This is a genomic window from Nitrososphaera sp., from assembly GCF_036397675.1.
Lineage (GTDB): Archaea > Thermoproteota > Nitrososphaeria > Nitrososphaerales > Nitrososphaeraceae > Nitrososphaera.
In genome coordinates this window covers 1-12,846 of the sequence record NZ_DASWIL010000027.1, presented here as the reverse complement: position 1 = coordinate 12,846, position 12,846 = coordinate 1, and the positions used below count along the sequence as shown (strand labels likewise).

The 12,846-nt window shown below is 55.8% G+C and carries 14 protein-coding genes; 11 read left to right on the top strand and 3 right to left on the bottom strand.

Features of this window, described 5'->3' with window-relative positions:
* The first annotated feature begins 21 nt into the window (after nt 1-21).
* The 4 genes from VGA14_RS05665 (at nt 22) to VGA14_RS05650 (ending at nt 3,224) form a co-directional block, all read left to right on the top strand.
* The gene (locus VGA14_RS05665) at nt 22-777 is read left to right on the top strand and encodes a ParB/RepB/Spo0J family partition protein (protein ID WP_331002781.1); all 756 of its coding nucleotides are present in this window, start codon (nt 22-24) and stop codon (nt 775-777) included.
* Between the two features lie 115 nt (nt 778-892).
* Nucleotides 893-2,041, top strand: a complete 1,149-nt coding sequence (locus VGA14_RS05660) for an agmatinase family protein (RefSeq protein WP_331002780.1) — start codon at nt 893-895, stop codon at nt 2,039-2,041.
* 6 nt (nt 2,042-2,047) lie between these two features.
* Nucleotides 2,048-2,434: an urease subunit gamma gene (locus VGA14_RS05655; RefSeq protein WP_331002779.1), complete on the top strand. Its 387-nt coding sequence runs from the start codon at nt 2,048-2,050 to the stop codon at nt 2,432-2,434.
* 1 nt (nt 2,435) lies between these two features.
* Complete coding sequence (locus VGA14_RS05650) at nt 2,436-3,224, top strand: hypothetical protein (protein ID WP_331002778.1); 789 nt, start codon at nt 2,436-2,438, stop codon at nt 3,222-3,224.
* Here VGA14_RS05650 and thsA read toward each other — a convergent pair whose 3' ends face one another.
* Nucleotides 3,225-4,895 (bottom strand): thermosome subunit alpha, encoded by a 1,671-nt coding sequence (thsA, locus tag VGA14_RS05645; protein WP_331002777.1) that lies wholly within the window; start codon nt 4,893-4,895, stop codon nt 3,225-3,227.
* A 170-nt stretch (nt 4,896-5,065) separates the two neighbouring features.
* Here thsA and VGA14_RS05640 point away from each other — a divergent pair, with 170 nt between their 5' ends.
* From VGA14_RS05640 to VGA14_RS05615, 6 genes are read left to right on the top strand one after another with little or no spacing between them, the layout of a single operon-like run.
* Nucleotides 5,066-5,368 (top strand): urease subunit gamma, encoded by a 303-nt coding sequence (locus VGA14_RS05640; protein WP_331002776.1) that lies wholly within the window; start codon nt 5,066-5,068, stop codon nt 5,366-5,368.
* 5 nt (nt 5,369-5,373) lie between these two features.
* Nucleotides 5,374-5,736 carry an urease subunit beta gene (locus tag VGA14_RS05635; protein WP_349257141.1) on the top strand — a complete coding sequence of 121 codons (363 nt, stop codon included), beginning with the start codon at nt 5,374-5,376 and terminating at the stop codon, nt 5,734-5,736.
* Entirely contained in the window at nt 5,733-7,445 is a 1,713-nt protein-coding gene (gene ureC, locus VGA14_RS05630; RefSeq protein ID WP_331002774.1) for an urease subunit alpha, read from the top strand. The genes VGA14_RS05635 and ureC overlap by 4 nt, the downstream gene beginning before the upstream one ends.
* Before the next feature lie 53 nt (nt 7,446-7,498).
* Nucleotides 7,499-7,753 (top strand): hypothetical protein, encoded by a 255-nt coding sequence (locus VGA14_RS05625; protein ID WP_331002773.1) that lies wholly within the window; start codon nt 7,499-7,501, stop codon nt 7,751-7,753.
* 56 nt (nt 7,754-7,809) lie between these two features.
* Nucleotides 7,810-8,988, top strand: a complete 1,179-nt coding sequence (locus VGA14_RS05620; protein ID WP_331002772.1) for a citrate/2-methylcitrate synthase — start codon at nt 7,810-7,812, stop codon at nt 8,986-8,988.
* A gap of 47 nt (nt 8,989-9,035) precedes the next feature.
* Nucleotides 9,036-10,259 (top strand): NADP-dependent malic enzyme, encoded by a 1,224-nt coding sequence (locus VGA14_RS05615; protein ID WP_331002771.1) that lies wholly within the window; start codon nt 9,036-9,038, stop codon nt 10,257-10,259.
* Here the strand turns inward: VGA14_RS05615 and VGA14_RS05610 are convergent, their stop codons facing one another.
* Nucleotides 10,260-10,478, bottom strand: a complete 219-nt coding sequence (locus VGA14_RS05610; protein WP_331002770.1) for a hypothetical protein — start codon at nt 10,476-10,478, stop codon at nt 10,260-10,262. It lies immediately after the preceding gene.
* A 240-nt stretch (nt 10,479-10,718) separates the two neighbouring features.
* On the opposite strand from VGA14_RS05610, the gene VGA14_RS05605 reads away from it, so the two are divergent.
* Nucleotides 10,719-11,801 (top strand): LLM class flavin-dependent oxidoreductase, encoded by a 1,083-nt coding sequence (locus VGA14_RS05605; protein WP_331002769.1) that lies wholly within the window; start codon nt 10,719-10,721, stop codon nt 11,799-11,801.
* Here the strand turns inward: VGA14_RS05605 and VGA14_RS05600 are convergent, their stop codons facing one another.
* On the bottom strand, nt 11,802-12,806 hold the full coding sequence (locus VGA14_RS05600) for a hypothetical protein (protein WP_331002768.1): 1,005 nt from the start codon (nt 12,804-12,806) through the stop codon (nt 11,802-11,804). It abuts the gene before it with no gap.
* Between the last annotated feature and the right edge of the window lie 40 nt (nt 12,807-12,846).

Sequence of the window (12,846 nt, the reverse complement as noted above, 5' to 3'; positions counted from 1 at the left end):
GATTACTAATACCATGCGCGAGTGCTGGTCAGAAACATCCCGGTCAATAGGATAGACATTGCGGGGGAGAACGTCAGGAAGGAGCATTCCTTTGGCGAAGACAATAAGGACAGGCTCATCAAGGAGCACCTTTCAAAGTTCGACCTGCTGCAGCCTGTCGTGGTGCGCTTTGACGCAAAAAGCAAGCGCTACAAGCTCTTGATCGGCCGCAGGCGCTTTTTCGCGCTGAGCGCCAAGGGCGAGACTAGGATCCCGGCAGTGGTCACGGAGCTCGAGGGTGCAGAGGCCGAGGCCGCGTCGCTGTTTGAAAATCTCATCAGAAAGGACTTGTCGCCGCTTGAAAAGGCGCAGATGGTGAAAAGGCTGATCGAAACGACCAAGTCTGGCATAACTGGCTTTTCTGCTACGTACGGCCTTCCAAAGAGCACGGTGAGCGAGTGGCTCTCCATACTGTCGCTCCCGCAGGCGCTACAGGATGGTATAGAGAGTGGAAAGATAACGACGTATGAAGCTATAATGATGGCAAGAAAGCCAAAAGCCGTCCAGGAAAGGCTTGGGGCGGCCGCAAGCAAAGGGACGCTGCAGGAAGCCATGACCAAAGCCGGCGTCAAGCGCGGCGCGCCAAGGGGCCTGCTCACGGTCCGGCTGGTGTTTGATCCGAGGAAAAAGCAAGACAAGGAGTTATGGGAAAAGCTCAATGTTATGGCAGAGCGCAATGGCCTTGACGTGACTAAATATGCATGGAACGTCCTTGCGAAGCACGCCGGGCAATCGTAGATTACGTTATTCTGCAAAATACAGCAGGGACAATCGCGGAATGAGGTTGTCGGCTTGACGTAGATTAATTAGAAATATTTTTAATATACTTACTAATTATAAAATCTGATAGTCCATGGGCATGGAATTTTACGGCGACTCGTACAAGGGAAATGATGAACCAATCTTTGTTGGGATACCCACGTTTTTGAAACTGCCGTGGGTGAGGAGCAAGGCGGAGCTTGACAAAGTCAAGCCGGATGTCGCCGTCATCGGCGAGCCGTTCGACTTTGGGACCACTATCCGCCCCGGCGCAAGGTACGGGCCGAGGGCCATCCGCGCTGCTTCCACCGTGCCGTCGCCCCCGTACGAGCACTTTAACATCGAGACGGGTGTTGACCCGTTTGGCGTTTTCAGGACCGTTGACTATGGCGACGTCAACGTTTCGCCAGGTGACGTCGTCGAGTCTCACAGGCGCATGACAGACAAGGTGAAGGAAGTGCTGGACATCGACGGCATACCTGTCATGCTCGGAGGCGACCACTCGATCACGTTTGCAAACGTCAGGGCGTTTGCCAAGAAGTACAAGAACATCGGCATGATCCACATCGACACGCACGCAGATTGCGCGCCGCAGGGTCTGACGGGGTTCAAGTACGACCACGGCGCGCACATACGCCGCATCATGGAGCTTGGCTGCCTGAAGGGCAAGAACTACACGCTCATTGGGCCCAGGGGCTATTGGCCTGGGCCGGACCTGTACAAGTGGATGGCTGACCAGGACTTTCAGTGGTTTACAATGCTTGACGTCGAGGAGCTGGGCATCGACAGGATCGCCAAGGAAGCTGCGGACAGGGCGAATGACAACGTCGACGCCGTTTACATCAGCTGGGACATTGATACGTTTGACCCTGCATACGCCCCGGGAACCGGTGAGCCGGAGCCCAACGGGTTGACATCGAGAGAGGGCATGCGGCTGATGCGCCTGCTGTCGACGTCATTTGACCCGGACAGGTTTGCGTTCGACCTTGTCGAAGTCGCGCCGAACTATGACGTTAGCGACGGCAGTTCCTATAACGGCGGCATCACTTCTGGCCTTGCAAACAGGCTCATAGTCGAGCTTTTGGCGGGCCTGTCGCTCACAAAGAAGGGGCAGACCGAAGGCAAGCCAGTCAGACCCAAGCCATACAGAGGGACGAGCCACACGTATGACTTTGGCAACGGCCCCAAGGCAAAGATTCCAAAGAGACCGCCGCTGAACTACGGACCCAAGGCGAAAAAGTAGGCGGGCATGATATACATCAAGGCGACGGTAAAGGGCGAGCCCGACGTTCCGCCCCTTACTAGAGTCTTTCAGTATGCGGACAAGACTGACGAGTTGATACTACACCATTCCGTCGAGATGGCGAGAGAAAAGCTCGGCAAGAACATGAAGCTGAACGTCAACGAGGCATTGTTGCTGTACGCATACTTCGTCGCAAGCGAGATGCGGGCGGAAAAGCGCGTAGGCATAATTGAAAAGAACGCCAAAACAATACTATCGTCAGGCCAGGCAATGGTGGGCGTGCCGGAAACGTTAAGAGTATTAGTGTTTGATGCAGTGGTTGACGGCAGGCGCGAGTGGGTGGTCTTAAGGCAACCCATCCCTGCCTCAGGATACATAATGGCGGCAGAGTGAGATGGTGCTTGAAATATTTGACGTGGTGCTAGAGCCGATATTCTCGGTGTTCCACATGGCCGAGTCGTCCATCGACACGGCGGCACCGGCAGGCATACTGCTCCTCGGGCTCCTCACGGGCCTGCGCCACTCCATAGAGGCCGACCACGTGGCCGCGGTCTCGACGATGGTGGCGGGCGGCGGAAAAAAGCTACGCAACGCCCCGGTGCTAGGCACGCTGTGGGGGCTTGGCCACACGGCGACGCTGTTTGCAGCGGGCCTGCTGGTGCTGTTGCTTGCGGTGCAAATACCCGAAATGGTGAGCGGCAGGCTAGAGTTTGGCGTCGGGATAATGCTGCTCTTCCTTGCCGTAACGACGTTTACGGGGTTTAACGCCGGCAGGTTCTTCCGCGGGCTTTTCAACAGGCACAGCCACTCGCACCCGCACGCGCACCCTGAGCATGGCCTAGTCCACACGCACGAGCACGGCCACGAAGGCGAGCACCACCACGGCCACAAGTCGATTATGGTAGGCATGATACACGGCATGGCGGGGAGTGGTGCGATAATGCTCGTAGTGCTTTCCACGATCCAGTCGGTGCCCCTTGGCCTTGCTTACATCGCCATCTTTGGAGCCGGCTCGATAGCCAGCATGGCCGGCGTGAGCACACTCATCGGCCTGCCGTTTGCAAAGGTGCACAATTTTGCAAGAATGACACTTGCGCTAAAGTACGCTTCCGCGATAGTGGCATTTGTCATAGGCGCAGGTATGGTATACGAGCTTGGCTTTGTGGAACAGGTGTTCGAGTAGTCAGTAATAGTGGTGCGCCGGCCGCTGCGCCTTGCCCAGCTTGTCAAAGTGGTCATGGTCCTGCTTGCCTCCCCTGTGCGAGTGTTTCGTGCCGTCGGTGTGCGTGTGTGTGTAGTATTGCGGCATTGCTACCAGCACATCGTCAACGCGCAACAGCAGGCAGGCAACGTCAACTGCCGTCCCGAGGACCTGCTCCTTGACTGCTATAGGTTCGATGATATTCAACGATAGCATGTCCTGGACGGTGCGCTCGACGACGTTTATGCCCTGCCTCTTGCCCTTTGCGGCGCGCAGCCGTACAAGCGTGTCAATGACGTCCATGCCGGCGTTAGCCGCTATCGTCAGCGGGATCTCTTCAAGCGCCTCGGCAAACTTTAAAACCGCAAGTTGTTCCCGTCCCGCCACCGCGACCGCCCTTTCCCTGACAGCCCTTGCCATCGCGGCCTCGGCAGAGCCCCCGCCCGCGACGACCGCGGGGCTTGCGATAAAACCCCGGAGCACGTTCATGGCATCGAGCACGGAGCGGTGGAACTCGTCCAGGACCTTGCTTGAGCCGGCGCGCAAGAGTATCGTTACCGACTTGGGGTTCTGGCACCCTTCCACAAAGACCATTTTGTCGTCGCCCACGAACTTTTCGTAGACTTTGCCGGCGTACCCGAGATCCTGCGCGGATACCCTTTCAGGGTCACGCGTTATGCGCGCGCCAGTCGCCTTTTCAAGCCACCAAAGGTCGTTTTCTTTTACCCTGCGCACCGACATTATGCCGGCGTGCGCAAGCATGGTCTGGGCAAGCATGTTAATCCCGCCCCTAGAAATGACGACGTTTGCGCCCGAGTCTATTACCGCCTGCACCTTGCCCCGCAGGTCAAGCGCCTGCGCGTCGATGTATGCCTTTACCTGTGCCGGCAAAGATATCCTGATCTCTGCGTCGGTCCGGGTCCTCTTGCCCTCAAGGTCATCGTCAAGTAGCAGTATGCGGGCGTCCCTGATCTCCTTTGCCATAGCCGAGTTGTCGACCGTCTTGTCTATCGCGGCGCCCGAAACGAGTCTGGTATCAGAGACGCTGCCAGGCTTTTGCTCTATCTTGACGTCGTCCACCTCGACCTTGCCTGATTCAAAGTCTGCTACTGCGAATATCGCGTCCACGACGATCTTGGCGATGTCGCCGGCTTCTGCGCACGACGATATCGCCTTTGAGCCAAGGCATGTTGTCGCCAGCTTTTCCATGACCTGCCTGTCAGAAGGATGGTGCGCCGTCGCAAGTTTCCCCAGTTCGTCGATGGCCATCTCCAGTCCCTTCTGGTAGCCGTCAGAGATCGTCGCCGGCATCACACCAATGTCCAAAAGCTCTTCCGCCTTTGCGACGAGCGCGCCCGCAAGAACGACTACAGAGGTGGTGCCGTCGCCCACCGCGTTGTCGACCGCGTTTGACGCCTCTATCAAGACTTTGGCTGCCGGGTGCTCGACGTCTATCTTTCTCAGAAGGGTGGCGCCGTCCTTTGTAATCGTGACCTCGCCCATCACGTCCACAAAGACCTTGTCCATGCCCCGGGGCCCAAGCAGGCTCTTGACCATCTCAGACATCAGCCTTGCTGCGAGCATGTTGTACCGCCTTGCCTGGCTGCCGCTTGCGCGGGTAGTTCCTTCCTTGAAAAGTTCCTGGCCGGACATCAGGATCCTCCGCGACGGGGGGTCATACTTACGGTTCCAGCCCTCTGTATTTATGCAGTATCCCACCTTGTGTAGAATACGAACCGGCGTGCTGCCAGGCGGCGCTTTCCAGAGGTAGTTCACGGATTCCAATACTCAATTATAAATACGACAATTAGTAAGTATGCGTCATGATGCTTGCTCCACGCGAAATAGACAAGCTGTACGTTTTCATGGCGGCCGAAGTCGCGCGCAAAAGGCGCGCAAGGGGCCTGAAGCTGAATTATACGGAAGCAGTCGCGCTCATCTCCGACCACATAGTGGAAGGGGCCCGCGACGGTAGGTCGGTTTCCGAACTGATGAGTTCAGGCAAGCAGGTCCTGACAAGAAACGACGTGCTGCCAGGCGTGCCGGAGTTGATAAAGAACGTGCAGGTTGAGGCGACTTTTGAGGACGGCACCAAGCTTGTGACCGTGCACAGCCCTATAGCGTGATTGCATTGATACCGGGTGAGTATTTCATCTCAGACAAGCCAGTTATGGCAAACACAGGCCGCAAGACCGTGAAAGTGAAGGTCAGCAGCACAGGCAACAGGCCCATCCAGGTAGGGTCGCACGCCCACTTTTTTGAAGTGAACAAGGCCCTGGCGTTCCCAAGAGCCAAAGCCTATGGATTTCATTTGAATATACCCTCAGGTACATCGCTCCGATTCGAGCCGGGCGACACGCGTGAAGTGGAGCTGGTGGAATACGCCGGCAAGAAAATAGTCTACGGCTTTAACGCCCTTGTAAACGGCAAGTTGTCGGTGAAAAGAAAGCAGGCGCTTGCAAAAGCCAAAGCCAGGGGGTTTTCCGGCGCATGACGTTGGAGATACCGCGCAGGCAGTACGTCGACCTGTACGGTCCCACCACCGGCGATAAAGTGAGGTTTGCAGACACTGACCTCATCATCGAGATTGAAAAGGATTTGCTGTCGCACGGCGACGAGCTTGTCTTTGGCGGTGGAAAGAGCGTTCGGGACGGCATGGGGCAGGCAAGCGGCGTGCCGAGCAGGGGAGCGCTTGACCTCGTTATCACAAACGCCATAGTGCTTGACCCTGTCCTTGGCATAATCAAGGCAGACATCGGCATAAAAAACGGCAGGATTGCCGGCGTCGGAAAAGCAGGCAACCCAAACGTTATGGATGGTGTGGACATGGTGGTATCTGCAAACACGGAAGTGATAGCAGGTGAGCACACGATATGCACGCCCGGCACCATCGACACCCACATACACTTCATCTCGCCCCAGCAGGCGATAGAGGCGATATGCGCCGGCACGACGACCATGATAGGCGGGGGTACCGGCCCGGCAGACGGCACCAACGCAACAACATGTACGCCCGGCCCCTGGAACATCCACAGGATGCTAGAATCCCTTGAAGAACTGCCGCTTAATTTTGGACTGCTTGGCAAGGGCAACGACTCGCTTGAGCCGGCCCTTATGGAGCAGGTGGCAGAGGGCGCGTGCGGCCTGAAACTGCACGAGGACTGGGGCACGACGCCGGCCACGATAGACGCGGCCTTGCGCGTCGCCGACAAGACAGACACGCAGATCGCAATACACACCGACACTCTGAACGAGTGCGGCTTTGTGGACGACACCATCGAGGCCATTGCAGGACGCACGATCCACACGTATCACACTGAAGGCGCCGGCGGCGGGCACGCGCCTGACATCATGAAGATTGCCGGCGAAAAGAACATCCTGCCGTCGTCCACCAACCCGACGCGGCCGTTCACGGTGAACACGCTTGAGGAGCACCTGGACATGATGATGGTATGCCACCACCTGAGCCCGTCGATACCAGAGGACGTCGCGTTTGCCGAGTCGCGCATAAGAGCTGAAACGATTGCGGCAGAAGACGTGCTGCATGACATAGGCGCGCTCTCGATGTACTCGTCGGACAGCCAGGCGATGGGCAGGATAGGCGAAGTCACGACCAGGGCCTGGCAGACCGCTGACAAGATGAAAAAGATGGCAGGCAGACTGAAGGAGGAAAAGGGCGACAACGACAACCTGCGCGCCAAGCGCTACCTTGCGAAACTTACGATTAATCCTGCCGTAACCCACGGTATCGCGGATCACGTGGGATCGCTAGAGCAGGGAAAAATAGCCGACATCGTTGTCTGGACTCCCCAGTTCTTTGGAATAAAACCAAAGCTGGTGATAAAGGGCGGGTTCATTGCATATGCCTTGATGGGCGACCCGAACGCGTCGATACCGACGCCCGAGCCCGTATATTACAGGCCGATGTTCGGAGCAATGGGCTCTGCGAAATATTCCACGTCGTTCACTTTTACTTCAAAACTTGCGATAAGGCGCGGCCTTGCAAAAAAACTTGGCTTGAAGAAAAAGCTGTTGCCGGTCAGGAACTGCCGCAAGATAGGAAAGCACAACATGATGTACAATGATTTGACGCCGAAGATAGAGATAGACCCGGAAACCTACGTCGTGAAGGTGGATGGCAAGGTTGCGACGACGGAGCCGGCGACGAAACTGTCGCTTGCGAGGCTGTACAACCTCTTCTAGTTCGACAGTCGAAAAGATGAATATTTATATATTTAGTAATTAGATAAAATGGTATGCCTCCTGTAACAAACAAGAGCCAAGTGGAAGCCGTCGCAAAAAAGGCCATCGAGACGCTATACGGTCCAGGTTTCAAGGATCTGAAGGTGAGGGTGCTTTTGCCGTATCCAAACGAGCACAAGCGCGAGGGGTGGGACGCAAACCTCACGTTCCTGTTAAACGGCCTCCAGTACACGGTCGACCTGCTCATAAACGAGAAAGACGGCCAAGTCACGAACGCAAGGCTCATCGACACGATGACGCCCCTGTAAATCTTTGATCCAGCCGGCAGTAGGTTTAATATAATAATTAGCGCAAGCTCGCCCGGATGGACGCACGAAACATCGGCCTCCGCAACATCGAAGTTGCAGACACGAGGATCTGTTCTATCGACGGCGAGAACGGCAAGCTCATCTACCGGGGATTTGACATCCTCGACCTCGTAAACCATTCCACTTTTGAAGAGACGTCTTTTCTGTTGCTGTTCGGCGAGCTGCCAAACGCGGAGCAGCTTGCTGACTTTGGCCGCAGGCTGCGCGAGGCCCGCAACCTGCCTGAGCCTTTAATTAAGAACCTGAAGAACAGGCCCAAGAGGGCGCAGCCGATGGACGTGCTCCAGTCGTGCGTCGCAGAACTTGCGGACTACGACCTGAACATCGAGGACATGGGCAAGGAGGCGCATGTAAGGCGCGCGATTTCGCTCATTGCAAAGATACCGGCGATAGTGGCGGCGTGGAACAGGATCCGCTCAGGCCAGCACGTCGTCGACCCGATGGAGGAGGGCTCGCACGCCACCAATTTCCTATCCATGTTGCGCGGGGTCGAGCCGTCGCAGGACGAGGCAAAGGTGATGGACATCTGCTTCATACTGCACGCGGAACACAGCTTTAACGCATCGACTTTTGCGGCAAGAGAAATATCGTCTACCAAGGCGTCCATGTACGCGGCGGCCAGCGGCGCGGTGGGTGCACTGTCAGGCGAGCTTCACGGCGGAGCAAACGTGCAGGTCATGAAGATGCTCCTAGAAATAGGCGACCCGGCAAACGTTGACAGGTGGGTCGCAGAGCGGCTCTCGTCCGGCGGCAGGATGATGGGAATGGGGCATGCAGTCTACCACACGACTGACCCGAGGGCAGACATACTTTCAAGGCTGTCAAGGGCGATATCAAAGGAGAAGAACAACAAGTGGTACGAGATGACCGAGAAGGTCGAGCGCGCCACCAAAAAGTGGATGATAGAGAACAAGAAGCAGTCCATCTACCCTAACGTTGACCTGTACAGCGCCTCGATCTACTACAGCATTGGCATACCGATGGACCTCAACACGCCCATATTTGCAGTATCCAGGATAGCCGGATGGTCCTCGCACATCATCGAAGAGAAATTCGCTGAAGCCGCGCCCAAGCCGGCGCTCTACCGGCCAAAGGCTGTCTACATCGGCCGGTACTGCGGCCCGATGGGCTGCGAGTATGTCCCGCTTGCCGAAAGGAATTCGAAGGGCAAGTAGAAACGCTGATAAGAAGACGGCAATTGTAATGTGGGGACAAGAAAAGCATGGAAACTCTCAGGGAAGGCCCCAGAGGCAGGCGGTGGGCCAAGAAGGAAAAGTCGAACCTCGGCAAGGAGGCAATCGAGCTCCACAAAAAGCTGCGGGGCAAGATAGAGATAAGGGGCAAGTTTCCGATCAAAGACGCGCATGATATCAGCATAGCCTACACCCCCGGCGTCGCCGAAGTGTGCAGGGCAATACACGCCGACCGCGAAAAGGCTTTTGAATATACGTCAAAGTGGAACAACATTGCGATTGTAACTGACGGGACAAGGACGCTTGGCCTTGGCAAGCTCGGCGCGGAAGCCGCGCTCCCCGTCATGGAAGGCAAGTCATTATTGTACAAGCAGTTTGGAAACGTCAACGCGTTCCCAATCTGCCTTGCGACTACAAACATCGACGAGATAATTTCAACGGTAAAGAACATCGCGCCCGTGTTTGGCGGCATCAACGTAGAGGACATTGAAACCCCAAAAGTTCTCGAGATAGTCGACAGGCTCGATGCAGAGCTTGACATCCCCGTATTCCACGACGACCAGCATGGCACCGCCGTCGTGACGCTGGCGGCGCTACTCAACGCCATGAGGCTGACTGGCAGAGAGCCTGAGTCGACAAGTGTGATCGTTGCCGGCGCGGGCTCGGCCGGCTATGGCATAGTCAAGATACTCGACGAAGTCGGCGTGCGGGACATCACCGTCACCGACTCGCAGGGCATTATATCCAAGGCAAGGGACCTGACCACGATGAACAAGTACAAGCTCGAGCTTGTCGAGATGACGGACCGTGACGGCTCCAAGGGGAGCCTCTCGAGCCTTGTCGACGCGGTGAGGGGCAGGGACGTGTTTGTCGGAGTGTCAGGCGTAAAGGGCCTGCTCACCGCAGAGATGGTCACCTCTATGAATAAAGACTCAATAGTGCTCCCGCTGACAAACCCCGACCCTGAGATACACCCAAGGCTTGCGGCCAAGTCAGGCGCAAAGGTAATAGCGACTGGCAGCTACAAGTTCGAGAACAGGGCCAACAACGCGCTGGTGTTCCCGTTCACGATGCGCGCAATTCTCGACAACAGGGTGCGCACGATAAACCAGCGCCTGCTAGTCGCCGTTGCAAACGCGCTTGCAGACCTGGTCCCGAGAGGTAGCCTTGCGCCGTTTAACATCCTGCCAGACCTCATGGACAAGAGGATACAGCCGGCGGTGACTGCTGCGGTAAAATCAGTCAGCAAGTAGTCAGGCTGTTCGTGCCTTGAGCCACTCTTTTGCCCTGCGCTCTGCCACATGCTTTTTCAGGATAATTAGTGCCATCTCGTAAAAGGTCACGCCGTTCTTGCGCGCCTGCATGTCTATCCACTTCAGGCCTTCGGCAAGCTCAGAGTCGTTATCGGCGCTCATCACCATCTCGTCAACCATCTTCATGAACTGCTCGTCGTCGGCTTCCGTAATAGACATGCGGGCAAGTCGCGCATTTGCGTTTTTACTCCGCGATTCAAGCACACTTGACCGATTGCGTATATTATGTTGACAAGGCTCCTGACGGCTAATTTTCCTGAAATTCATGGAAAGGGAGCTAGAATTCGCAGGTTGCCTAGAGAAATCGAGGTTTTTAAAATACTTAAATAAGCCCCTCCTTTGACTTTTATGTCAAATGAATTACGCGATTGAGACTGCATTCTTGGGGGCTCTTTTCTAATGAGAACAAAATTTGGTTTTACCCAGGGCCTCAACGTCGCAAGGCTCGGCCTTGACGAGACGCAGATAATGACCGCCGCCCAGATGGCGGACAGGCTGGACTATGACTCGATATGGGCTATGGACCACTCCAACGTGCCGCAATGGAAGAACGCGGTGGTAAACGACGCGTGGTTGATGCTAGCGGCTCTTGGAGCCGTCACCCGCAACGTCGAGCTTGGCACGTGTGTAACTGACGCCATAAGAAGGCACCCGTCTGCAATCGCGCTTTCCACAATCACGCTTGACAGGATTACAAACGGCAGGGGCATTCTTGGCATCGGCGCTGGCGAGGCGCAGAATGTCGTTGACTTTGGCATAGAGTTTTCAAAGCCGGTCACGAAATTCAAAGAGCAGCTTGAGGTAATCGAAAAGCTGTTCGAGTCCAGTCCCGATAAGAAGGTGAACTACAACGGCCAGTACTACAAGCTGATAAACGCCTGCCTTCAGGTAAAGGCAATAAGAAAGCCAAGGCCGCCCGTGTATATTGCTGCAGGCGCGCCAAAGACGCTTGAGTTATGCGCGATGTACGGCGACGGCTGGATCCCTATAGGCTACACTCCGGAGCTTTTCAAGGCGCACGCAAACGTCATCAGGGACCACGCAAAGAGGCTTGGGCGCGACCTGTCTGATTTCCAGTTCGCAAACGATGTCGATATCTACTTTTCAGAGGATGGTGAGGAAGCCTGGAACAAGATGAAGAACGCGGTCAAGGTCAGCCTCTACAAGCCCGAGCTTCTCAAGGTGCACAACATCGCGCAGGACTCGGAGTTTGACTTCCGCAGATACTTTACCGAATACACGATGGACAAGCCCGAGCTGATGGAGCAGATGAAGAGAGCAGCTCTGCAGATACCCGACAGCGTGGCGCGCACAGCAATCGGCGTCGGCTCGCCGGACGACGTGATAGAGATGCTTGAGCGCTTCATCAAGGCGGGCACCAACCACTTTATCATCAGGTTCTGGGGCGACGGCTACTTCAAGAACATCGAGATGTTCGGCAAGAAGGTCATCCCATACTTCCGGGACCAGAAGAGAAAGTAATTAGCTGAACGAGTCGAGCGACATCGCTCGCCCATTTCTCTTTTCTATAGGCTCGGCGTCAAAGCCCATCTTCTTGAGCGAACCTGCAAACTCCCCGGCAAAGCCGTGGAACGTGTAGACCTTGTCCGGCGCGCACCTCCTTACCGCCTCAACAAGCTCGGAGTAGTCGCAGTGGTCGCTCATCGGAAATGCATAGTCAAGGCCCATGCGGTAGGGGTATTGAGAGTCAACGGCCCAGCCGGAAAAGCCAATGGTGATTGCGCCGTACTTTACTTTCATGTCCTGTACAAACGAACTCCTGCCTGACATCAGGGGAGCTATCATTATCCACGGCCGGCGCTTTGACAGCAGGCCTTTCTGCTCTGCTTCTGTGTAAGTGACAGCGTCCTTCAGGTCGACGCCAAGGTCCGAATAAACGTTGTTCATTTTAGCGACAGAGTCGTGGACAAACACTGGGTCCCAGTGCCCGAACATCTTGGTCAGCAATTGCGCCTTGCCAAGCGCGTAGCCCATCAGAACGACGGGTATCCCCATGTCGTACATGTCAGATATTATCCGGTTGACGTTGTGTGTGATCTCGTCTGTAGCAGGAAAGGAGTAGCCGGCCTTGCCAAACGTCGACTCGATTATCAGAGTCTTTGCCTTGGGCATTCTTGCCGGCTTTAAGAATGCGCGCTCCCTGGTCGAGAGGTCGCCCGTGTAATAGACATCTTCGCCAGTCAGGAGACCCCTGGAGCCCAGTATGTGACCCGTGTCGACGAGCTCAAATCCATCATATTCATTGCCCTGCATCTCGTAGCCCCGGGCCGACGCTATCATCGAGGTCTCTTTTGACGCTATCAGCTTTGATGTGCTGTTGCCCTTCCTGTGCAGGTGGTCGAGGTGGGCGTGAGAGACAAAGGCATAGTCGCAGCCGTTAGGTCTCGAAGGGTCAAGCGCGACCGTCGTGCCGTCCTTCTGGTGCACAGTTATCCCTGACTTGCCGTATGAAACTCTTACCTGCACTCCCGAGCTGTCAGGTTTAGCTGGGTGTTAGTATTTTAAC